The organism is Micromonospora sp. WMMC264 (assembly GCF_027497275.1).
Taxonomy (GTDB): Bacteria; Actinomycetota; Actinomycetes; order Mycobacteriales; family Micromonosporaceae; genus Micromonospora; species Micromonospora chalcea.
On the sequence record NZ_CP114907.1, the window covers coordinates 3220605 to 3243270 of the forward strand.

At 66.1% G+C, this 22666-nt stretch carries 15 protein-coding genes and 2 pseudogenes; 6 read left to right on the forward strand and 11 right to left on the reverse strand.

Annotated features, from left to right (window positions below):
• Positions 1-2: 2 nt before the first annotated feature.
• Together O7542_RS13705 and O7542_RS13710 are read right to left on the reverse strand one after the other, a co-directional pair.
• Complete coding sequence (locus O7542_RS13705) at positions 3-875, reverse strand: hypothetical protein (RefSeq protein ID WP_281606356.1); 873 nt, start codon at positions 873-875, stop codon at positions 3-5.
• Positions 876-903: 28 nt separating this feature from the next.
• Entirely contained in the window at positions 904-1563 is a 660-nt protein-coding gene (locus tag O7542_RS13710; RefSeq protein WP_281606357.1) for a hypothetical protein, read from the reverse strand.
• A gap of 358 nt (positions 1564-1921) precedes the next feature.
• Here O7542_RS13710 and O7542_RS13715 point away from each other — a divergent pair, with 358 nt between their 5' ends.
• A complete protein-coding gene (locus tag O7542_RS13715; RefSeq protein ID WP_281606358.1) occupies positions 1922-2389 on the forward strand; it encodes a hypothetical protein in 468 nt (155 codons plus the stop codon).
• A pseudogene (locus tag O7542_RS13720) lies at positions 2389-3096 on the forward strand (IS256 family transposase); the annotation flags it as partial. The gene O7542_RS13715 and the pseudogene O7542_RS13720, both read left to right, overlap by 1 nt.
• A gap of 619 nt (positions 3097-3715) precedes the next feature.
• Here O7542_RS13720 and O7542_RS13725 read toward each other — a convergent pair.
• From O7542_RS13725 to O7542_RS13740, 4 genes are all read right to left on the reverse strand, one after another.
• A complete protein-coding gene (locus O7542_RS13725; RefSeq protein ID WP_281606359.1) occupies positions 3716-4369 on the reverse strand; it encodes a Crp/Fnr family transcriptional regulator in 654 nt (217 codons plus the stop codon).
• A gap of 320 nt (positions 4370-4689) precedes the next feature.
• Entirely contained in the window at positions 4690-6843 is a 2154-nt protein-coding gene (locus O7542_RS13730) for a hypothetical protein (protein WP_281606360.1), read from the reverse strand.
• The gene (locus O7542_RS13735) at positions 6836-8896 is read right to left on the reverse strand and encodes a DEAD/DEAH box helicase family protein (protein WP_281606361.1); all 2061 of its coding nucleotides are present in this window, start codon (positions 8894-8896) and stop codon (positions 6836-6838) included. The genes O7542_RS13730 and O7542_RS13735 overlap by 8 nt, the downstream gene beginning before the upstream one ends.
• Positions 8893-9345, reverse strand: coding sequence for a hypothetical protein (locus tag O7542_RS13740; RefSeq protein WP_281606362.1), 453 nt, complete (start codon positions 9343-9345; stop codon positions 8893-8895). Before O7542_RS13740 ends, O7542_RS13735 begins: the two co-directional genes overlap by 4 nt.
• Before the next feature lie 550 nt (positions 9346-9895).
• On the opposite strand from O7542_RS13740, the pseudogene O7542_RS13745 reads away from it, so the two are divergent.
• Positions 9896-10372 (forward strand): annotated as a pseudogene (locus tag O7542_RS13745) (transposase); the annotation flags it as partial.
• A 403-nt stretch (positions 10373-10775) separates the two neighbouring features.
• Here the strand turns inward: O7542_RS13745 and O7542_RS13750 are convergent.
• From O7542_RS13750 to O7542_RS13765, 4 genes are all read right to left on the reverse strand, one after another.
• A complete protein-coding gene (locus O7542_RS13750) occupies positions 10776-11756 on the reverse strand; it encodes a hypothetical protein (protein ID WP_281606363.1) in 981 nt (326 codons plus the stop codon).
• A complete protein-coding gene (locus O7542_RS13755) occupies positions 11743-12327 on the reverse strand; it encodes a sigma-70 family RNA polymerase sigma factor (protein ID WP_281606364.1) in 585 nt (194 codons plus the stop codon). Before O7542_RS13755 ends, O7542_RS13750 begins: the two co-directional genes overlap by 14 nt.
• A 538-nt stretch (positions 12328-12865) precedes the next feature.
• Positions 12866-14044, reverse strand: a complete 1179-nt coding sequence (locus O7542_RS13760; RefSeq protein ID WP_281606469.1) for an IS701 family transposase — start codon at positions 14042-14044, stop codon at positions 12866-12868.
• A gap of 546 nt (positions 14045-14590) precedes the next feature.
• Positions 14591-14782 carry a hypothetical protein gene (locus O7542_RS13765; protein ID WP_281606365.1) on the reverse strand — a complete coding sequence of 64 codons (192 nt, stop codon included), beginning with the start codon at positions 14780-14782 and terminating at the stop codon, positions 14591-14593.
• A gap of 513 nt (positions 14783-15295) precedes the next feature.
• Between O7542_RS13765 and O7542_RS13770 the strand changes: the two genes are divergently transcribed.
• Positions 15296-15856 (forward strand): hypothetical protein, encoded by a 561-nt coding sequence (locus O7542_RS13770; protein WP_281606366.1) that lies wholly within the window; start codon positions 15296-15298, stop codon positions 15854-15856.
• On the opposite strand, the gene O7542_RS13775 is transcribed toward O7542_RS13770, so the two are convergent.
• Complete coding sequence (locus O7542_RS13775) at positions 15834-19340, reverse strand: helix-turn-helix domain-containing protein (RefSeq protein WP_281606367.1); 3507 nt, start codon at positions 19338-19340, stop codon at positions 15834-15836. The two genes, O7542_RS13770 and O7542_RS13775, sit on opposite strands and share 23 nt — an antisense overlap.
• A gap of 160 nt (positions 19341-19500) precedes the next feature.
• Between O7542_RS13775 and O7542_RS13780 the strand changes: the two genes are divergently transcribed.
• On the forward strand, positions 19501-21003 hold the full coding sequence (locus O7542_RS13780; protein ID WP_281606368.1) for a TIR domain-containing protein: 1503 nt from the start codon (positions 19501-19503) through the stop codon (positions 21001-21003).
• A 362-nt stretch (positions 21004-21365) separates the two neighbouring features.
• On the forward strand, positions 21366-22628 hold the full coding sequence (locus O7542_RS13785) for an ISL3 family transposase (RefSeq protein ID WP_281606369.1): 1263 nt from the start codon (positions 21366-21368) through the stop codon (positions 22626-22628).
• Positions 22629-22666 lie beyond the last annotated feature (38 nt).

Consider the following 22666-nt stretch of genomic DNA (forward strand, 5'->3'; position numbering starts at 1 on the left):
CGCTACAGCGGGTCGGCCTTGAACCACAGCACACCTTCCAGGTCCTCCCCCACGCCACCTCGATACAGCAGCTGCCCGAGAGCCTGCCACAACTGTCGTTCCTCCTCTAGCGTCGCCGGCAGGCGGACGCCACAGGCGGCCAGCAGGGTCCGCCTTGAGATGTCAAAGGCCGACCGCACCAGCTCGCAGTACCGGGCGGCGGCGGAGACGGACCACAGGTACAGCAGCCGGAAGAGCAGAAGCAGAGCAGTGGCGAGCAGCAGCGTGCGGGCCAACCCCAGATCGGCGGCGCCCGCGAATGCGACGACCAGAACCGACAACACACCGGCAAAAGTCGCCGAGACCAGAGTTAGGTCGATCACCGACCGGAGCCCGGCGAGTTCGACCCGCAGCGGCTCGGGAAGCAGCGGGTAGAGCCGGGGCCAGAAGAAGACTGCATCCATCCCGTAGCGGTCCTGCGTATACCCCTCGGCCGCCCGGAACACGTTGCCGAGACGTGTCGGCATGATGTCCTCCCGGTCCAGCGGGAAGCGGGAATACATGGTTCGGTAACCGGTCTCCCCCGACAGCAGCTCCCAGCGACGCACCTGACGCCTGCGGGCCCAGGCCTGCGCCCAGCGGAGCGAACCCCAATAGCCCTCATACATCCGGGTCAGCGGCAGCAGCCAGAACTGCAATAGCAATACCGTGACGAGCAGCGTGGCCGCCCCGGCGAGGCCCAGCAGCGTCACTTGCAGGCCGTCCAGCTGTCTGACCCACGCCCGGGTCTCTGCCCACCCGGCCGCCCGGGCGACCAATGCCAACACGGACACGACGAATGCCAGCGTCGGCACCAGGAGGGAAACGATGTCACGGACGGCGAGCCAGCCGGACACCCGGGTTATGGCCGCACTCATCATGCGATCACCAGACGAAGTTGTGCTCGGCGAGCCCGTCGGGGTTCCCGCACGGAACGGCCCTGTCATGCCGGACCACGAAGTCGCGACGTTCGCTACATCGGGCTTTATCCCGGAATCCGCAACGTCGACGCAAGCGTGGGATAAGCACCTCGCCTGGAAGCCCGACATCCACACTGCCGCGATCCAGACGGTGCGGCCAGACATCCGCCAGGTCCTCATCGGCCCAGACGCCCACGATCCCGTCACCGGCGTGCACCACCACCGTCGGCGGCCATCGAGCCTCAGCGAACGCCGGACTGTTCAGGGCCGCGGCCACCGGGCACGCAGCGTCCACCACGATGATGTCGCGCTCCGCCATCGGGTCATCAGACTTGACCCAATCAGCCGGCGCGGCAGCTACGACCTCGCCGTCCTCGTCAACCGTGACCAGCCAGCCGTCGCCCGCGCCGGGGGGTCGCATACCAGTACGGACCACGACCGCCCGTTCGATATCCATCTCACCCACAACGCTGACAGCTGTCATGCGGCCATCCTCCGACACCCGCAGGGCGTGCGCCACCACGGCAAGGCATTTGACAAGGCAGGCACTGAGCGAGCTGACCGCGAACCCGAACTTTCGTGGCACAAGCAAACTCTCATGCAGGACTACGGACAGCGCGCTCACTCCTCATCGATCGCGCTGTCGATGCCTCGGTGGCAGCGCGAGGTCGTCGGCGGTGGGCCGATCTGCGATCCCACCGACCAGGCGTACGGGCCGCTGCGGGAGGCGCGCCTCGCCGACGCCCAGCGCGTCCCGCTGCCCGCTCACGGCTTGGGCGGGGATGATCCTGCTTGTCGTCCATGCTGCCCTGGCCGTGCGGCTGGCCTGGCCGCCGCCGGCCTTCCACCACCCACGCCGCCCCTGAGCGGGGCAGGCTCGGATGTAGGCCTGTTGGCCCTGCTACCGGCCGGCCGGCGAGGCGTGGCCGTACTGCGACGGTCCACACCACCCCCACGGCCAACCGGCGACAACGGTGCAGGACGTGAGACTGCTGCGGCAGCTCATGACGGCTGCAAACAACCGTCCCACCGGTGACACGCTGTTCACGCCGCAGGAGCAACAGGTCGTCGACCGCATCGATCGTGGCTGTCCCTGGCCCGAGGAGCCAGTGGCAATGCTGCCGGTTGCCCAGCTCTATCTTGGCGACGTGCCCCACCTGCGTGTGCCCAAGCAGGCGGACATGATGCAGGTGCTGTGGTGCCCGTTCGACCACCCCGAGCAGCAGATCCCGAAGACGGCGCTGTTCTGGCGCCCCTCGACCCGGATCACCGACGTGCTCGCCTCTGCCCCGCAACCCGCCGCGGTCCAACATGAGGGTTACGTGCCGCAACCGTGCCTCATCCATCCTGCGCAGGTGACGGAGTATCCCGCGCCGCTGGGGGAGTGTGGATCTAACGGTGTTTCCGGCCTGACCTGCCGGGCGTTGTGCCTGGTGAGGAGGGTGCCGTGATGACCGCGACACTGAACGACCAGACCGGACGGAAGAAGCGGCCCGAGCCGTCGGCGGAGGCGAAGGCCGCCGCCGAGCTGGTCCGGGCCGCGAAGGAACAGGGCCTGTCGTTGACCGGCCCGGACGGGCTGCTCAAGCAGTTGACCAAGACGGTCCTGGAGACCGCGCTGAACGAGGAGATGACCGATCATCTCGGCTATGAGAAGCATGAGCATGCCGGTGCCGGGTCGGGCAACGTCCGCAACGGCAGCCGGTCGAAGACGGTCCTGACCGAGGCCAGCGGACCGGTGCAGATCGACGTGCCGCGGGACAGGGCAGGCACGTTCGAGCCTCAGATCGTCCGCAAGCGGCAGCGGCGCCTGTCAGGGGTCGACGAGGTCGTTTTGTCGCTGTATGCCAAGGGTTTGACGACCGGGGAGATCAGCGCGCACTTCGCCGAGATCTACGGCGCTTCGGTCAGCAAGGAGACGATCTCGCGGATCACCGACAAGGTGATCGAGGAGATGACCGACTGGTCGCATCGCCCGTTGGATGAGATCTACGCGGCGGTGTTCATCGACGCGATCGTGGTCAAGGTGCGTGACGGGCAGGTGGCGAACCGGCCGTTCTACGCCGCGATCGGGGTCACCCTCGATGGCGAGAAGGATGTCCTCGGCTTGTGGGCCGGCTCGGGTGGTGAGGGCGCGAAGTTCTGGATGAGCGTGCTGCATGCCGGCGTACCTAGCGACGATGACATCCTCGAAGACGCGGTCAGAGAAGATGCACGCCACGAATGTCACGCGAGGGCTGGCCGCGGCGAGTACGGCCTTCACCGGCGCGGAATCGAGCAGACGGTGGGTGTCGTTGCGCGAGTCGCCGTTGCCAGTCCAGTGGGGATTCTCCGGGTCAGCCGGCAACGGCCCGACGTGCAGGCTGACCCGCAGCTGGAGGCGTGTCCGCGCCTGCCGATTATGCTCGGCGAGGCGCTGTTGGAGCAGGCGCGGGAACGGGTCTACCAGGTAAGGCAGAACGTGTGTGGGAAGCCCGACGGCGAAGCCGTCGCCGGTCGGGCCGAGGAACGCCGGTCGTTCCCACTCGGCCCGCAAGCCGGCGCCGTTCAGGGCGTCGCCGACCAGGTCCAGCAGGTTTCTGCTGATCGCCTCATGGGTGCTGCCTGGTTCGGCGGTGAAGCCCTTGGCGTCCACCGCCAGGATCGCGCGGTACGGCGGCAGATCGACTGATCTTTCGAACGGAATGTGTTCCACGGAAGGCCCTTCTCGATAACGGGACCCCCTCAGCGTCAGCCCGACCGCGCTCCTCTCTGCCCAGTTCTGGGCGGAAACCGTGTTACCGGCCGCTCAGTGCAGCAGGCTCCACGATGATGACTTCACGCCTCCCGGTCACGACAATGCCGGCCTCACGCAGGGCGCTCAGCTCGGCGACGACCGCATTGCGTGAGGCGCCGACCAATTCGGCGAGCTCTGCCTGCGACAGCCGGATCGCGGGCTGCCCGTCAGCGCGCCGGCTCTCCCGATTGAGCTGGAGCAGCGCCCGCGCCAGCCGCTCCCGAACCGGCAGCACGGCCAGCGCTGAACGCTGAGCGTCCGAGCTGCGCAATCGGCTCACCGTATAGGTGGTGAAGCCCGAAGCGAACGCAGGCCGGGTCAGAAGACGACGAAACTTCGGGCCAGTCAGCAGCCGGGTGACCGTAGTGGTGAGGGCAGTGACGGTGGCAGACCGAGGTTGCAGATCAACGGCTGCCAGGTCACCCACGACGTCGCCAGCGGCCCGCAGTGTCAACATCGACCGGCTACCGTCACCCTCCGACCGCACAATCTTCACGCACCCAGCTACGACCACATGCACGTGCTGGGTAGTGTCGCCTTGGCGCAGGAGCACGGCGCGGGGCTCGAAGCGGACGGGGATCCCGGTGTTCTGCACTCGGTGCCACTCGTCCTGCGGCAGGTACGCGACGAGTCCGGAGCCACCGTAGTCACGCATGCACAGAATGTATCGCCGAGGCTTCAACGGGAACAGTCAGCGCCTGTTGGGGTTCGAGTCACCTCGAATACCAGCGCCTCGAAGTTGGGGCTTGACCTGGAGTGTCGGGCATGGGCTTGTATCGGGATCGGCACAAACCGATGCCCACCTCGGGTTACGCGTTGTTGGTGCCATCCCGATCGGTTGACGATCACCTACTTGAACTGTACGGTTCCCGGGCCCGTTCGGGTCACCTCCGAGGTCGCGTCCGCGCTGGTGGTGCTGCAGTCTGCTCGATCGATGACGCGCCGCGTCTCGTAGTCCTCGAACCGAGGTCGTGATCAGCTGGTAGCGATTGCTCTCTTGACCGCCATCTCGTACAGGGGCCACCCCTGTTGTAGTCCGTTGGACCAGTCCCACTCGTGTCGGTTGGCACCGAACTCGTCAGGGGTCGGCGGCCGACCGAGGGCCTCGGAGATCTGCACGTAGTAGGGGCTTGCTGACGCCAGGCGCGATATCTGGTGGTATCGACGGGCTTCGGGATAGTCGGTGATTCGCAGGTCGTTGTTGTGGTACCTGCCTCCGAGGCCCTGGTAGACGGCATGGACGAGGGTGTAGGCGGTGCCGGGGAGAAGGTCTTGGCGTCGCGTCACCTGTGGTGCTTTCTCGCCGATGGCTGTGTATAAGTCGGTGAGGTTTCCGTTGAACCAGTGATTGGCGGTGGGCGCGGCCATCTTGGCGAACTGACGGAATGTGGGCTGCTTGCCCTTCGCCGCGATGTGGATCTGGAGGTTCCGGGAGACGGTAGTGAGCGCGTCGCTCCAGCGGTGTCTGAGGTAGGCGTCAAGGTAGGTGTGGCTCCAGCCCCGGCGGTGTCGGGTAATCACGTCGCGTAGGCCCTCGAACCCGTCGCGGCGTTGTCCGCCGTTGCTGAATCGGATGCCGACGATTCCGTTGGGCAGTGGCAGCTCGTACGAGTGGGATGCGATCGCCTGCGGGGGTCCGAGACGGGCCTCGGCGTGCAGAAGGTCATCGAAGAGACTTGGGTGGACGGGGGTTCCCGCCGAGTTCAAGGCGGCCAGTTGCCGCTGATGGTAGGCGGCGAGCCCAGCGATCGACGTCCGTGAGGTGGGGCCTTCGCACACGTACCAGGCGGTGAGGGCGACGCCGTGCCAGAAGTCCACGGCGGGTCCGAGCGTGTCCGCCATCAGCCGGTGTGGGTAGGGCTCGCTGACGATGGTGTCGGGCCAGCGCGGGAGCGTAACGCCGTCCCAGAGTCGATCGATGTCGGCGAGCAGCTCGTTGCTCAGTATGCGACGGTAGAGATTGGCTGTAGGCCCGTTGACATCCTCGGTTGAGGTGTGGCCTTCATCGACCAGCCCCCAGAGCGTGTGCTGGCCGGCGCGGTGGCAGGCGTGAATTGCGTCGAACTCGGTCCACCAACGAGTCAGGACGTTGACTCGTGCGGTGACGGGTGAGACGGCGTGACTCTGGCCCATGAACGCGGCGAGCATGGCTTCGATCTCGCTCGCCGCAGCATCGTGCTTGATGGCGACCGCGGCGATTTTAGCCGCGCCTTCGACCTTCAGCCTCGGTTTCGGCAGCGCAGGGATTAGCTGCTCATTCGGGCTCGGCGGCAGTCCGAGGTAGGCCAGGTAGGCCAGCCAGTCACCACCGAAGTAGGCGGCCAGCGTCGGTTGGAGGGCTTTGGTCATCGCTTGGCGTGCCAGGGGCGTCCCGTTACGGCCTTTCTTGAGTACTGCCATGGTCAGCTGTTGGATGCGGTGGGCACGGTAACGCGCGGCGACGTCGGCGAGGTTGTGCTGGGCGATCATGTCGAGTAACTGCAGGCGTGTGCGAGTTTGGGCGGCACGGTCCAGCGCGGCCCAACCGCCGCCGTAACCGAACATCTGGAGCGTGGCTGCGTCGATCCCTAGGCCGGTGTAGACGTGCTCGATGCGGACCCATTCGGTCCGCTGTTCCTCGGGAGACGCCGTGGAGCCGGCGGCCCGCAACGTGATCGGTGTCAGGACCGTTTCCAGAAATGGAATCAGCTGGGCCCAGGCAGCAAGTGCGTCCGGGTTGGTGCCGAGGCTGACTCTCGCCGTGTCGTCGGCTGCGAGCGTGAGGGCATGCCAGGGGTTACTGCGGTGGTATGCGGCCTGGTTCAGCACACCGGCCTTGAGTGCCGCTCGCTCGGGCAAGAACCAGGCACCGCGTGCTTGCTGCTTCGTGAGGGTGTAAAGCTCGGCGAGATCGCTGCGTTCCGGGTCGGTAAGCAGGGTCAAGGAAAGGGTGTCAGCGAATTTTTCGCCCCGGGCTCCGCGGATGATGTTGGCGATCTTGTGGCCGCTCAATGCCGCTGACGTGAGTCGGGCGGTGAGTTGGTCGATACTGCGGAAACGGTCAGCGTGTCCGGCAGCCTGTTCGGCATGGCGAACGTCGTCGGGTGTCGGTGCGGCGGCGATGAGTGCGGCGAGGCTTTGTTCAGCCATGCAGGTCTCGCATGATCTCGACGAACTGGGTGAACGGGCGCGGGTTCGGTGTGGCCGCCGCATAGGCAGCGTATCGCTGGGCGTATGCGTCCAGTTCCCGCTCGTCGCGGTGTGCCTCCACGGCGGCGGTGTCGTGGAGGATCTGTTGATACGTGTGACCAGTCTCTGCGAGGACTTCGGCATCGAAGGGAGCCTGATGCGCGGTCTTTTCAGCCGCGCCGTACGTCCTGGTGCTGTCTGGCACCGGTGCGTCACCGAACAGATCGGGATCGGTGGGGTGCGGGTCCATGTCGTTCTCGTGGCGCAGTGTCTCCATGTGCTCGTCGAGGCCGAGCTCGCCGTGGTAGACGACATCCAGGTATTGACGCTCGCTGCGAGAGGCAGCCTCCGGGTAGCGGACCGTGCGGACGCCGCGACCAAGGAACTGGTAAAACTCGCCGAAGCTGCCGTACGGACGCATCGGCACCACGATGCTGATTGCCGGAAGGTCGTAGCCCTGCCCGAGCATCCTGAGCTGCACAATGCCCTGTAGATTGCCGGACTCGGCCTCATACCTTGCTCGGGTCGCCGTGATCGCCGCCTCGGTCATCGAATGGTGCAGCGTGTCGCAGGCGATCCCATAAGCATTGGCTATACGCGAGACCTGCTCAGCATGGCGTTGCCCGATCGCGGCGAACAGCACACGAGGTCGTACCGGGGCGAGCGCAGCGGTCTGCCGGGCTAGACAGTCGGCGACGTTGCGCATGACGTGGTGGATAGGCTCCTCGGAGGTAGCGGTAATGCGCGCGAGCTTACGTTCGTCCTGCATAACCTCGAGAAGCTGGTCCTTGCCGATGATTTGCTCCCGGCGACCGTCCAGCCAGTTGATCTCATACGTGGTCTCGGTGACATCCGGGGTGAATCGGTGCACCTGCGGGTGCTTGGCATGGCCGTCGGCGATCGAGTCGATTAGCCGATACCGGTAGACGACATCAGCACGCACGGCCTTGCCGTCCCCACGCGTGAAGCAAGCGGACATCAGCAGCCGGCGTGCCTGCGGAAACCGGTCGAACAGGCGCTGATAGGACCTGGCGGCCGCGATGTGCGCCTCGTCGACGACGATGAAGTCGATATCGTCCGGCTCAAGCTTGGCCAGCAAATCCTGGGCAGCACCGATAGCATTCAGCGCATGGAAGTTCGTCACGATAATGTCGGCGCCGAGAAGATCGGCTCGGCTTGCCGAGCCGATCGACCCGCTCGCCGCGTCTAGTACGGCTACCTTCGGCCCACGGGCACCGCGAAGAAGCGGACCACCAGGCAAGGTGTAGAGGACGTTACCCGCGCTGTCCGCGTCGAGTGCGGTGGCGAACGCCCCGCGGATCACCCGTCCGGGGGTGACGATCAAGGCACGCCGCCGGGTGAAGGCCATTGCCGCTGCCACCCCCAAGGCTGTCTTGCCAGCGCCGACTGACATAACGCAGGCTGCGTTCGTCTCTCCGCGGCGGTAGTAGTTCGCCAGTGCGATCATCGCCTCCCGCTGGCAGGCCCGCAGCGGACTCAGATCGAGACGGAAGCGTGTACGGTCAAAATATCCGAAGTCAGCCGATGCCCGCTGCGGTGGTGGTGTGAGCAGGCCGAGCGGATCCGCGGCCATGTCCTCGGGTACTGGGACGAGTGGATCTTCGACGAGGTAGTTGGCCAGCAGTGGATCCCGGCGCAGAACCTCCTGCAGCTGCCGGACGCACAGGGCGGTGTGGTCCCGGATCGCATCGTACGAGAACCTCAAGATGACGAAACCCAGCCCGGACAGGTCATTCTGCCGAATCCGGTCATGGACGAATGCCCCCCGGTCGCTGTGGTAGGCGTATCCGTCCAGCTCGACGACAATACGCAGACTCGATCCGGACAGCACAAAATCCACTTGGTAGCTGTGATCAGGCACCGTGACCGGGAACTGCGCCGTGATGTGCGCGGCGATGCCCGGTCGCGCTGCTGGCGTCAAGACCCAACGTACGAAAGCGTCCTCAAGAAACGACTGACCACGCACCTGATCAACAAGCCGGCCGCCGATCACCGCGCCTCCCTATCCAACACCGAGAGCTTGGCCTCCAACTCCACAAGGCGGTAACGATCGCCGAATCGTGACGCCCGTCGGCTCAAGGCCACCGCGTCCCGCAGCGCTCCCTCCCGCTCCAGCAGCGAGAGAAGCCGCTCAAGGCTCGTGATACGGAAGAATTCCGGGCCTTCCCCTGGACGGTCGATGCGGGCGAGTTCGGGGGCTGCCTCCAGCAGCGCCAAGTCGAGCCCACTGAAAACCTCAAGATGGTACAGAGCCGCCGGCGCCTCAATCCGACGGGACCACAGCTTCTCGACCGCGTGTTGCAGAAGAAAGTGATAGTCCGACGGGACACCGGGCAGCTCCAAACCCTCCCATACCCACCTAACAAGATCCTCAATGCGACTGGGTTCCTCCTGGCCGAACGCTCGCTCGTGTGCCGGCGACGCCGAGCTCTGACCGCTCACAGAAGGCCAGGACAGCTGACCTGACACGACTCTTGGACGGCTGTGGGCTCTGCGAAGCCGCGCACGATCGACGCCCGGACTGCCGGCGAAGTGGATACCGGGGATGTCCGCCATCCGCGCATACCAAGCTGTCGCCACCAGAGGATCCTCCAACCGATCCGCCCACTCGGGTATAACGCCAGGCTGTCCAGCGCCAGCCGCACCTGGTGGAGTCGCAGTCTTCGCTGGTCGTGGGCTGTTCTGGCGCGGCAATGGTCCCGTCGTCGCCATCGCGGCCATCGATGGATGTGGTCAAAAGGGCCGGGTGACGCTGATCAGATGCCTGAATACGTCGGACCTCGCCGAGGGTAAGCGGATGAGACCATCGTCAGGACCGGACTCGCGGTGGTACTCCCCTGACGCCCGCCTCATCTAGTCATCGCACTACGCGAAAGGGCTGCTCGCCAGCCCGTGACGGATAGCCGACAGTGACACCAGCCGTGGCCGAAACTGGACTCGGATCCTGTGACTAAGACCCCGGAGTTCGATCAGCGGCACTGCGCGGCCGATGTGCCGGACCCACTACCTACGCAACCTGCTGACCAGGGCACCGAAGTCCGCGCAGCCGCGGATCGCCACCCTCGTCCGCACGATCTTCGACCAACCCGACACCGACGCCGTGCACGCCCAATTCGCCCGGGCCATGACCACGATCGAAGCCAAGTTCTCCACCGCGGCCGAACACCTCGACGCCACCCGCGACGACCTCCTCGCCTTCACCAGCTTCCCCGCCAGATCTGGTCGAACGACCCGCAGGAACGGCCACACCCAGCGCAGATCCGCACAGGGCAAGGCTGCGGAGTTAAGCTGGCCGCGACTTTTGCTCGCTGCAGTACGCCACGGCCAAGCTCGTCGCGCCACACCTTCCGCGGCGCCGACTCGGCACCGAGCGTTCAGGGGAACGAGAGACTTGAACCCAAGACAACCTCTTGTGGAGTCCCCTCAGGACTTGTCATTGGTTGTCAAAACCCCTTGTAACGGAAAGTAGCCGGAGTGGGCTTGTCATTTATTGCCTGAGATGGTCGTTGAGCTGCAAGTATGCCGCTAAGGCCTCACCGGATCTTGTCACTCTTCGCCAACATTCGGCCTGGGTTTTCGGGGAGTAAACGGGGGGGCCAACGTTGAACGTCCGCCACGCTTGGCCGTCTATACATCGGTCCTGCCGCCATCTTCACCTGGACAGGGCAACGACGTGTTCACCGCCGTACTGCAAGCGGAGATCAACGGCCACCTAGCAGGGTCGCGAATTCGGCTGGTGCGAGTTCTACGAGGAAGGGCTGCTGCTGTTACTGACTGTGGTTGCTGATCTTGCCTCGCCGCGCCAGCAGGCAGGGCGGGGTACGCCAGCCTCAACCATGCCAGCGGACATAGGTTGCCGCGCGAGCGCTTGCTCAGGTGCTGTAGGTGGGAACGTTCGTGGTGCCATCCCGGATTTCGTACGTCCCGTTGCCCAGATCCCGCGAGTTCAGCAAAGCCTGATCCCGCCACTCGTCCGATGGCCACTTAGTGGCCATCGACCAGCGGATGCCAGTGAGCGACATCCTACGCAAATCCACATCGCTCAGATCGGCGCCCGTGAAATCATGCCGGGCGCGGTCGAGGGCACGGACGCGGTCGCGGACACAGTCACGGTCGAGGTCGTCGTCGAGGGCGAGGTCGTCGTCGAGGGCGAGGGCGAGACCGGGGTCGTCGTCGATGTCGGGGTCAAGGTAGAGGTCGCGGGCAAGGTCGAGGGCAAGGTCGCGGGCAAGGTCGCGGGCGAGGTCGAGGGCGAGGTCGAGGGCAAGGGCGAGGTCGCGGGCGAGGTCGCGGGCAAGGGCGAGGTCGCGGGCAAGGGCGAGGTCGCGGGCAAGGTCGAGGGCAAGGGCGAGGTCGCGGGCGAGGTCGCGGGCGAGGTCGAGGCCGAGGTCGCGGGCAAGGTCGCGGGCGAGGTCGAGGGCGAGGCCGAGGTTGCGGGCGAGGTCGCGGGCGAGGGCGGGGTCGGGGTCGCGGGCTACAACTCGGTTGGTTGCCGCCGCGTTGGTGATCTCCAGGATGAGAGCGAACGCGGCAATGGCCGGGAGGTTTCGGAGAGCTAGACGGCTGGCGCTGTCAAACGACATCAGCCAAGCGGCGACCGCACCCTGCAATTCTGGCCGGTCGGGTGTCGCGCTGGGCTGTTCGGGACGCGTGGCCGGAGAGGGTGTGGCTACCTCCGGGGGAGGTATGACGGCGCGGAGTCCTGCCTCGATATCAAGGTCCAGGTCATGGCCGGTTCGGGTGTGTTGGGCGGCGACGAGGGCCTCGCGCAGGCCCGCTTCGATATCGAGTAGGCCGTCGAGTTCGGCTGCGGTGGTGGCGTGCAGGCTGGTGAACAGCTCATCGTGGTTCATATGGTTCCTCCGCCCGGCCGAGTTGTTCGGCGAGCGCACGGCGGGCGAGCTTCAGGCTGGCTCGTACCGCCTCCGGTGTGATGTCTAGTTCGTCGGCGATCTCCTGCGGCCGGTAGCCGTCGAACGTCCATGCAATGACCTGTCGTTGCCGCCACGGAAGCATGGCCAGAAGCCGCAGGACTTCATGTCGCTGTTCCCAGGCGGAGATGTCCGCGCATGCGGGAAGCAGAGGGCTGAGGCGCTCCGGCTCAATGGCTACCTCTTGGCCGAAGCGTCGACGGCCGTATCGGCGGGACGCAACGCGCCGGGTCCACGCGCGGGGATGCAGGATCGACGGCCAGCTCTGATATGCCTCGATCATCGTCTCCTGGGCGATGTCGGTGGCGTCGGCGAGTCCGGCACCCATCCAAAGCAGGAAGTTGACCAGGGCTTTGACCTCTGTGCGGTAGAAGGCGCTGTAGGCGGCGACGTCGACCGGTGGCGTGTCGGGGTCGTGGCGAGCTGGCACACCGGCCGCAGTCGTGGGCAACGACCGTCCCGTTTCGTCGGGAGGTTCCAGGACATCGTTCATCAGCACTCGTCTCGGGTTGCGTTCCCGACGTCGAGGATGAGCCGGGTACCGTCTTCACGCTGGTCCTGTACCCGGCTCCCGGCTGGCAGCGCGGTAGCCGCCTGCAGGTAGTTGCGCCGTTCCCGCTCCTGCTGCAGTCGGAAGCGGAGCCGTAGCCATAGTGCCAGCAGTGGCACAACTGGGCCAAGAATCATCAGCCCTATGCCGATCACATCGCGAGCTGTCATCGCTGTCTCCTCGTCCAGGCTGCCTGTCGTGCTCACCGTTCAGTGGTGCGAGGACAGCCCTAGCGTGAAGCGCGACGGCCAAGATCTTTGATAGGCAGCGGGTGTGTACGTCTAGCGTAAGCTGGATTGGTCTGGTCACTGTGGGTAGCGAGTGCCCGTTCGTGTAAATCCGGCGTATCTGTTCTAGTACTCCAGCCGCACCTGGTGGAGCCGGAGTCTTCGCTGGTAGTGGGCTCTTCTGGCGCGGTATTGGTGTCGTCGTCGCCATCGTGACCATCGATGGATGTGGTCGAAGGGTCGGGTGGTGGTGATCAGGTGTGCCAGGAGACGTCGGACCTCGCCGAGGGTGAGGGGAATGAGGCCGTCATCGGATTCGGTGCCCCCTTTTTGGCCTGTGTGGCGGTGACGGTGAGGTAGGCATGGGCGCACAGAACGAGAGTTATGTGCCGGTACCAGGCGCCGTACCGGCGCACCTGGTAGTGATCCAAGCCGACCTCGGTCTTGGCGGTCTGGAAACACTCCTCGATCGCCCAACGGGTCCCTGCCACGCGGATCAGGTCCTCGTCGAGGGTGCCTACGGGGCCGAAGCACAGGTAGTAGGCCAGGTCCGTGGGGTCGGTGATACTGCGTCGGATCAGCAGCCAGTGGCCGTAGCCGTCAACCGTGCCGGGCAGGGAGGCCACGGCCCAGTCGTAGAGTCGCGGCCCTTTGGCGCCGTCGCCGCAACTGCGCCGCTTCCACGCCAGTGCCGGCGCGTTCGCGGCGAGGACATCCGGACGGGAACTGCCCACCGTGGTCGGGACCCGCTGGTTGCAGGGCACGGCCAGGACGTAACCGATGCGCTGCTGCTGCAGCCACGTCCGGAACTTCGAGTCCTGCCCGTATGCCTCGTCAACGGTCACCCATTTCGCTGGTAGGCCCGCGGTGACGGCGCGTTCGAGCATCCGCAGCCCCAGCGCGGGTTTCGTGGCGAACCCGACGCTGGCGGGGATGCCGGCTTCGGTGCGGCGGGCGGGATCGTCGCACCAGCGGCGGGGCAGATACAACTCCCGGTCGATCAGGGTGCGCCCTTGCGGCCCGGCGTAGGCAAGGAACACCCCGAGCTGGCAGTTCTCCGTCCGCCCGGCCGTGCCCGAGTACTGACGCTGCACCCCAGCCGACTTGACCCCCTTCTTCAGGAACCCGGTCTCGTCGACAATCAACACCCCGTCGTCATGGCCGAGATGTTCCGCCACGTAGGCGAACAGGTCGTCGCGAACAGCGTCCGGGTTCCACGCAGACTTGTTGAGTAGCCGTTGCATCCGATTCGGCGTGGTATCTCCGGCGGCCTCGGCGAGGGTCCAGCCGTTCTTGCTCGCCAACGGCGACAGCAACCCGACCAGGTACGCCAGCGCCTGCCGGCGCGGCTCCGCCCGCCCGAAACGGTGCGCGAACCGCGCCAGCAGATCATCCAAACCCGCCCGCCAGCCCACGATCTCATCGATCAACACAAGCACCGCAGCCTGCCCGCCGTACGATCGACCACAACAGACAGACGGTGCGACCAAGCCACACATCCGTCCAATAGCATCGACATCCGCAGCTACGCGGACGACATAACCCGGACGTCGATCATGCCGCTGAGCTGCTGAAACTCTGAATCATGAAAGTGCGACTGGAGTATTAGCGCTTCTATGCTGATCAATCGGCGGCCCGAGCAGGCCGCCGATTCACCCTGCAGGAGGCGACTGATGCAGACGATTGAGCAGGCGGACGTCCTCAACGAGGCGATGCAGAGGGCGGCTCCGGAGGTACAGAACTCCTTCGGTCAGTAAGCGGCGTGCCGATAGACGCGCTCATCGTCAGTGCAAGTTCCTCCTGTAGCCTTCGAGTTCGAGGGCCCGACGCGCGACCTCAACGCCGCCGGCAACTCCACGCCAGCCCTACGACCGCGCAGAAGTTCGCAGCCGACGCGCCACCGTCCACCCGGCCGTTCCGGAGTAGCTTCCACGGCAGGGCTGGCGGCAGCGCGCCGACAATCTGGCGCAGCCGCTCCGTCACCTGCCGCATCCGCTGCTTGATGGATCCCGCAGCAACGTCGCCACCTCTCCCACCACGACCGCGGCCAGCGGCCGCAGACTTCGCGCCGCTTGGGCCTGGACCTTCAGCTTCTCGTGGTCGAGCAGTCGAAGCAGCAGCAGGGCGTCCGCCACCGAGCTGGGGTCGGTCAGCGGCGGCGATCGCCCCATCGGCTCGACGGCCTGGGGAAGCCTGCGCGGTAACGATCCCGCGCGTCCATACCTAGGTTGCGGACCCGGCCAGGGCCAACGGCGCGTCGTCATCCAGGTACGTGGCGACGGCAGCACCCTGGCCGGCACGAACCAACCCGGTCAACGCCACCACCTGCACCTCGGCCCGGGCCGAGCAGCCAGCCGGCGCAGGATGAGCCGCCCCCGCTTTTATGGAGGCGAGAACGCGATCTTCGCCTACATCGACGGCTGGTACAACACCCGCCGCATCCAACGAGAGCTGGGCTACCTCAGCCCGAACGAGTACGAGACCGCCTGGCACAGTCGCCATACCGAGCCAGCCGAACCACCTATCGCCACCCCTGCGCCAGCCAGCAGCAGGTAACCACCGCTCCAACAACGCGGGCGGGTAAACGGGGGCATCAACCTGGCGCCCAGGTCTCCCTGCGTCGCGCGAGCAGGTGCCGGCGCACGTTGGTGTCCAGCGCGGCCGGCGTACGGAATGATGCTGTTATGGCTGCGGCAAGCTGGATACCCGTCGTCAGCACTGCGTTGGGCGCGGTCATCGCCCTAGGCGGCGGGCTGTTAGCCGGCGCGCGCAACGACCGCGGCCAACGCCGCCGCGACCGGGAGTCGGACCGCCTCAAGACCTACGTCGACTTCGCGCTGGCTCTCGATACCGCCCACGCAGCCCTCCGCGAGGTAGCTCGCACACCGTCTGGCGACGCCAGCCGGCGGGTCGCAGCATCCGCGGCGGTCCACGAGTCCGGGCTATACGGCGTGCGGGAACGCTTGCTCATGTCGGGCAGTCCAGCCTTGGTCGTCAGCGGCGAGGCGGCCTTCGGACGGCTGATCGACATCCGCAACGCGGTGCGATCGGGCGTCATGGTGTCCACCACCGAGTTGCACGACGTGTACCACCCGTTTGCCCAAGCGCTATGGCGGTTCCGCATCGTCGCCAGGGTCGAGCTCGGCCAGCGCGAGCTCAGCCCCGGCGACCTCGACCGGGAGGACTGGTCGGAGCGGGCAGGGTGTGCCCTCTGTGGACAGATCAGCGGTCCACCTGCGCTCTGATGGCCGCGAGAAGCTCGGCTGCGGCCGCGGCCCACGTCCACATCCGCGCTGTCTCCGCGCGTAGGTCAGCCGCTGTTCTAAATGCCAGTTTCGGGTGGTCGAGGATTGACGCGATTGCATCACCCCATCGAACCGTGTCGGCCTGTGGGTCTCCGGTGATAGGCAACACCCGGTTCGATAGGTCCACGGAAAGCTTGGACTGTGCGTTCAGGAGGAGCCGCCCTAAACCACTGCGGTCGCTGATGAGCACGGGAATGCCGGTGGTGACCGCTTCGAGGCCGACCAGTCCGAAGCCCTCGGCGCGCGACGGCATGACGACGACGTGCGCCTGGTGCAAGTCGTCCTCGAGGGTGTTCTTGTCGGCAGAGTATGGCCTGGGCTGAACGCGTAGCGACGGCGGCCGGCCCGCCCACTTTTCGACGGTGGTCTTAAGATTCTGCCCTTCGCCAGCTTCGACGCCACGGAGGACGAGTTCGACGTCCGGGCCGCGAGTTCCGCGCTGCCGCATGACATGCCCGAGCGCTGCGGCGGCGATGTCAACACCCTTGACCTTCGACTCCCGCACGCTGAGGCGGCCGAACAGCAACACCCGCACGGTGTCATCACCCGGGTCGGGTGGCTCAAGGGCCTGCTCCGCGATGTCGAAGCCGGGGTCGAGTCGATGCGTCCTGACCTTCCCATGGCGGGGACCGCGCAACCGGCCACGAAGATACTTGTGAAGTACGGGACCGACGCCGACGGCGAGATCCGAGTTTCGGACGATCTCCAGCTCCTCTTGGAACCGTTGTTCGGCGGTGTCCATCGGGTCGATGTCGGGCTCATGTTCCTTCTCGAACTCCACCTGGTCCGAGATGACGTGGAAGAAGTGCACCAGCCTCGCACCGGGGTAGTGACGACCCACCAGCCGCGCAGCCTCGCCGGTCTGGCGACCATGACCGATGACGACATCGGGCACCACACCCGGGGGAAGCTCCGGCGGATGTGTCAGGACAGCGTCTGGATACTTTGAGGACGTAGGTGGGTGGACCAGGCTCACACGGGCGCGAGCCGCGTCTTCGTTCTCCTCATCGGAGGCGGAGGGCGTAGAGCAGTAGACCTCCGCGCCCTGCGATGCCATCGACCGGCAGAGCTCGCGGTTCAGCGTGCTCAAGCCGCCGTGCCGGGACGACCATTCCGTGTTGATCACCAGAATGCTTAAGGCGCGGTGGGACGGTTCTTCCACCGCGTCCTGCGGGTTGCCGGCCGCTGCGGCCTCGTCGCGAATCCGCCGGGCGTCCTCTGCCGCGCCGATCTTCTCGTAGAGGGCCAGCGCCGCCGCACGGTGTCCGTCGGCATCGACGACGCGGCCTCGGGCGGCGGCCGTGCGGCTGAGGCCTTCGAAGGCGACGGCTTCTTCCCGGAGAGCCTTCCCAGACCGGGCTAGACGGACGGCTTCCTCGTAGCTCTCCGCGGCCGCGTCGAGTCGGCCGAGGCGCAACCGGGTCTCGCCGATGTGCGACAGCACCTGAGCCCTGTCACCCTGACTGAGGTCCAGATCGGCGAAGCCCCGAGCGACTTGCAAGAAATGCCGTTCGGCGTCCTCCAGAAGATCGAGCTCCTTCTCGCACCGGGCGATGCAATCCAAGGCGATTGCGGCGTTGTACGGGCGTTCGCGGTCGTTATAGAAGTGCCACGCCTGCTTGGCGAGTTCGATCGCCGTCGCATGCTCGCCCATCTCGTGGGCCAGCCAGCCATGGTTGGCGACGGCATTAGCCTCCCCGTAGGGATCGTTTGCCAGGGCAAACTGGGCGCGTGCCTGCGCGTAGAGATCGGTGGCCTCCTCCTTGCGGTCGAGCTGCGAGAAGGCCAGCCCAAGATTGTTGAGCGTGACGGCCATGGCCCTGGGGTCGCCGGTGCGACGCGCCGGCTCAAGAGCTCGTCGAGAGCAGGCGGCCATGAGTTCCCACTGCTTAGTGGCGTAGAAGAAGCCGCGCAGGTAGTACGCGAACTGCCAGCAGATCACATCCTCGCCGCCGACGTCCATCGCGGCGAGCAGCGGCAGCACGTTGTCGGACTCGCGGTGCAGCCACTGGCGGGCGGCGTCGGCATGTGGGAACGCCGGAACGGGAATGGCCGGCTCGCACGGCTCGATGGGAAGTCGGAACCGGTGTTCGTCGATCAGCGATTCCGCCGCAGCGACCGCATGCAGAAAGTACAGGAAGAGTCGCCGACGGGCGGCTGCGACCTCCCTCGCCGACAGTGCATGGTCTCCCGGACCAAGCAGATAGTCCCGCAGCAGGTCATGCATCCGGTAGGCGCCCACCGAGTGCGGCTCCAGCATTTCCGACCGAATCAGCTCGTCGAGTACATCCTCGGCCTGCGTCACCGTCATCCGGCTCAGGGCGGCCGCCGCCCGCGCGTCCACCCGTAGACCGGGATGGAGCGCGATGACACCAAGCATGGTCTGTTGGGTGTCCGACAGCGTCGCGAAGGACACGGCCAGCACATTACTAATGCTCCGTGACCCATCGTCGAGTTCACGCAGCCGCACGGAGGGGTCGCGGAGTCTCTCCGCCACGTCCTCGAGGCGCCGCACCGGGTTATCCCGGAATCTCGACGCCGCGATGCACAGCGCGAGCGGCAGCTTGCAGCAGAGCTCGGCGATCTCTGTAATCATCGCAGGGTCGCCGCGATCGGTTATACCCGGAATTAACTCTGCGACCGAGGTGAACAGCTCGACGGCCGCGGGCGGCTCCAGTGCCGTGACGTGCTGCCGGAACGTGGCAGCCAGCGGGGTCAACGACTGCCGGCTGGTGATCAGCATCGCGGAATGGCCACTGGGCGGCAGGAGCCGCGCGACCTGGCCCGCATCCGCGACGCTGTCGAGGACGATGAGCACGCGGAGACCGTCGAGTTGCTGGCGGAGCAGGGAGCCGCGGTCGTCGCTAGTGCGGGGTATCAGCTCGCCCGGCACACCCAAACGCCGGAGGATGCGGTCGAGCGCCTCGGCCTCCTCGATCCGCTCATGGTGCGAGTTGTATCCCAGCATGTCGAGATGCATGACGCCGTCGGGGAAGATGGGGCGGAGGCGCTCCGCGGCCGTCAGCGCGATCGCCGTCTTGCCCGCTCCACCCATGCCGTGCAGGACGCACACCCGTGCCGTCCGTCGATCCATGTCGGCGCCAAGGTGTTGCACTACGCTCTCCAGCTCAGCATCTCTGCCGATCAACATTCGCGGCGCCGCAGGCACGTCGAAGATGGCTGCCGCCTCGGTGCGCCTGCTTTGCAGCGCCAGGGCGGCCGATGCCCGCGTCAGCTCGTCGCCCGTGCCGAAGACTCGGTCGCACGCGACGGCGAACTCGGTCGAAGGCGGCACCCGTCCATGCTCGATCCGGCTGATCTGGGCATTGCTGTAGTGGATTTGCTCCCCCAGCACGCGCATGGACAGACCGGCATCGGTTCGCAGCTGGCGCACTCTCTGTCCGAAGGACGCCAGGTCGTCCACGCGCGCCTCCCGCCGACGATAAGGGTCCGCTGACCCTCATCATGGCCGACCAACGCGCCGATGAGAAGAAGGGGCAACCTTCGCCGTTACCTCTTCCGTTGGGAACGATGTAACGGCTGTTTCGGTGGCGGCGGCAGCCTCGCTGTTGGAGTCTTGTCCCGTGAGCGGACCCACCTACGACGTATTCCTCTCATTCTGCGGGCCGGATCGACCGTTTGGCCGCAAGCTCGCCCTGCAGCTGCGCACTTTGGGCCTGCAAGTCTTCCTTGACGAGGACGACATCGAGCCGTTCGCCAGCATCACCGATACCATCGCGGCCGCTCTGAGTCGCGCCAAGGCGCTTGTCGCCTATTTCTCCCGACGCTATGCCGACCGGCCGGCGTGCCAGCAGGAGCTGATGTCGGCCTTCCTGGCCGGGCAATGCGAGGGTGACCCTTGCGGGCGCATCATGGTAATCAACCCGGAACCGGGCACGGACCACCTGAGGCCGGTCCACCTTGCGGATGCGAAGTTCCTCCGCACGCACGAGCCCGTCGCGGAGCTCGCTCTGCAGATATCGAAGCGGACCTCCGAACTGGAATCGACCATCGGCGAGGTGCAGCCTAGGCACCGTGGTGGCCCGGCACTCGCTCAGCGCGTGCACCTGCGGCACTTCACCGGGCGCTGGCGCGAGCTATGGGATCTCCATAGCGCCCTTCACGCCGCCGACTATCCAATGGTCGTCGAGGCGGAGTGCGGCTCGGTCGCCTGGATCTGCGGCCTACCCGGCGCGGGAAAAACAGCACTCGCCACCGCCTATGCGTGGCGATTCAGCTCCGCCTACCCCGGCGGGGTGCATTGGCTGAGTATGCGCTCCACCGGCTCGGCGTCTCCGGCGATCCGAAGCACACCGGAAAGTCTGTGGGTGATCGATGACATCCCGGAGGACGCCGACTTAGACCCTATCGATGCCCTGCTCCTCGCGGCGCATCCCAGCGCCAAGGTGATCCTGATCGGGCGGGAGGACGTCACGCGGGGGATGCTTCCGGTCGTCCGGGTGGGCCCGTTGCCGCTCGCTGATGCCGTCGCGGTACTGGATCACTACCGCGTGCCTGACGACGTCATGGACAGCACCGCACGTGAGTTGGTTATCCGTTCTCTGGGCGGCAACGCCGGCGCGCTTACGGCCGTGGGCGAGCGCCTGATGGACCGGCAAGGCGCCGAGTCCTATGTGTCCCAGGCCGCCCAAATTGACGTCGGACCGCAACTGGATCGGCTCCTCGCAGACGTCCGTACGGTTATCGACAGGATGACTGCACCGGAGCTCAGGCTGTTGCGGGCTGCCCAAGCGTCCGGTATCCGAGCCCTTCCGCTGCCTCCCCCGGCGGCAATTTCAGCCTGCGTCGGGACTGATGTTGCATCGACTCTTCGGCAGTTGCAGGTGCGGGGCGTGGCCCGCCGTAACGGGCGGGTCTGGGTACTGGACCCGCTGGTCTTGCTGGTTGTCGGCCGCGACCCCGACGAACAGCGGTGGTCTCGCAGAGCAGCGTCTCCTCGGCCAGAAAGGCGGGCTGGCGCGGCCGCTCGCCATCAGTGGCGACTTTTTACACCAACCGTCAGGCCTGAACTCGTACGGGAGCTTGATGTAGGCGTAATACCGAATCATCCTGGCACAGGAGCATGACCTGGATATGACGCGACTGGTCGGCCGCGTGGGTACTCGTGCACGGGAGCGACTACGATCGCTTACGTGGAGGTAGGAACGAAGATCGTCGGCGCCTCGTGGCGGTGTACCCGATCGGCGGGGAACTTGAACCGATGACCTCCTACTCTCGCACTTCATCGAGCCTTGTCATCTGTTGTCAACCCCTGACCCCCTCTTACCGAAAGTGACGGTCCCGAACTTGTCATTGATCATCAGAGAGCCTTTTTCAGGGTCTTGTGACGCATCTGTGGGTGGTTCGGTGCGTCGTTGATGGCGCACGCCGTTGTCCTGCCTAGGTTCTGGCTTGTCGAAGGTCAGAACTTGATGGGCGGGAGAACGGCGTGCGTTCTGCCAGGGTATGGGCTGGGCTGCTCGGGGTCGAGCAGGCGGTTGTCGAGGGCGTGGAGTTCGATCCGGTCGAGTCGGTGGTGGTGGCTCGGGTGCGGGTGCGTAAGGGCGCGTCGCGGCGGTGTCCGCACTGTCGTCGGCGGTGTGCCCGCTATGACGCTGGGGTTCGTCGTCGGTGGCGGGCGTTGGATCTGGGCGTGGTGCGAGCGGTGATCGAGGCGCACGTGCCGCGGGTGTCGTGTCCGGAGCACGGGGTTGTGGTCGCGGCAGTGCCGTGGGCTCGGCATGGGGCAGGGCACACCCGGGCGTTTGACCAGATGGTGTCGTGGTTGGCGGTGCATACCGCGAAGTCGGCGGTGTCGCAGCTGATGCGCATCAGTTGGCGCACCGTCGGGGCGATCGTGGCGCGGGTGTGGGCCGACACCGGTGCCGTGGTGGACCGCCTTGAGGGACTGCGCCGTATCGGCATCGATGAGATCAGCTACAAGAAGGGCCACCGCTACCTGACCGTGGTGGTCGATCATGACACCGGCTGGCTGGTCTGGGCCTCGCCCGGCAAGAGCGCGGCGACCCTCAACGCGTTCTTCGACCTGCTCGGCGATGAGCGGGCCGCGAAGATCACGCACGTGTCCGCCGACGGCGCGGACTGGATCACCACCGTTATCCGACGGCGCTGCCCGAACGCCGTGCGCTGCGCCGATGCATTCCACGTCGTGGCCTGGGCCACCGACGCCGTGGACAGGGTTCGCCGCCAAGCCTGGAACGAGGCCACCGGCCGTGGCGCCGGCCGTCGCGGCGTCGCCGTCGGCACGGCCCGCCAGTTGAAGAACACCCGCTGGGCGTTATGGAAGAACCCGGAGAACCTCACCGACGCCCAGCAGGCCAAACTCGCCTGGATCGCCAAGACCCACCCCCGCCTGCACCGGGCCTGGGCGTTGAAAGAAGGACTCCGACTGGTGTTCACCCTGGCCAAGACCAGCCCGACAGCCGCAGTCGAGGCCCTCGACCGATGGATCGGGTGGGCCCGCCGCAGCCGCATCGACATCTTCATCGACCTACAACGACGCGTCACCCGTCACCGCGACCAGATCATCGCCGCCATCACCCATGGCCTGTCCAACGGCCGCATCGAGTCCGTCAACGCCAAGATCCGCCTCATCACCCGCATGGCCTTCGGCTTCCACTCATCCGAAGCCCTCATTGCCATGGCCATGCTCAGCCTCGGCGGCCACCGACCCCACCTACCCACAAGATGATCACCAACGACCCACGAAACCAGCAGAAGAACCCTTTT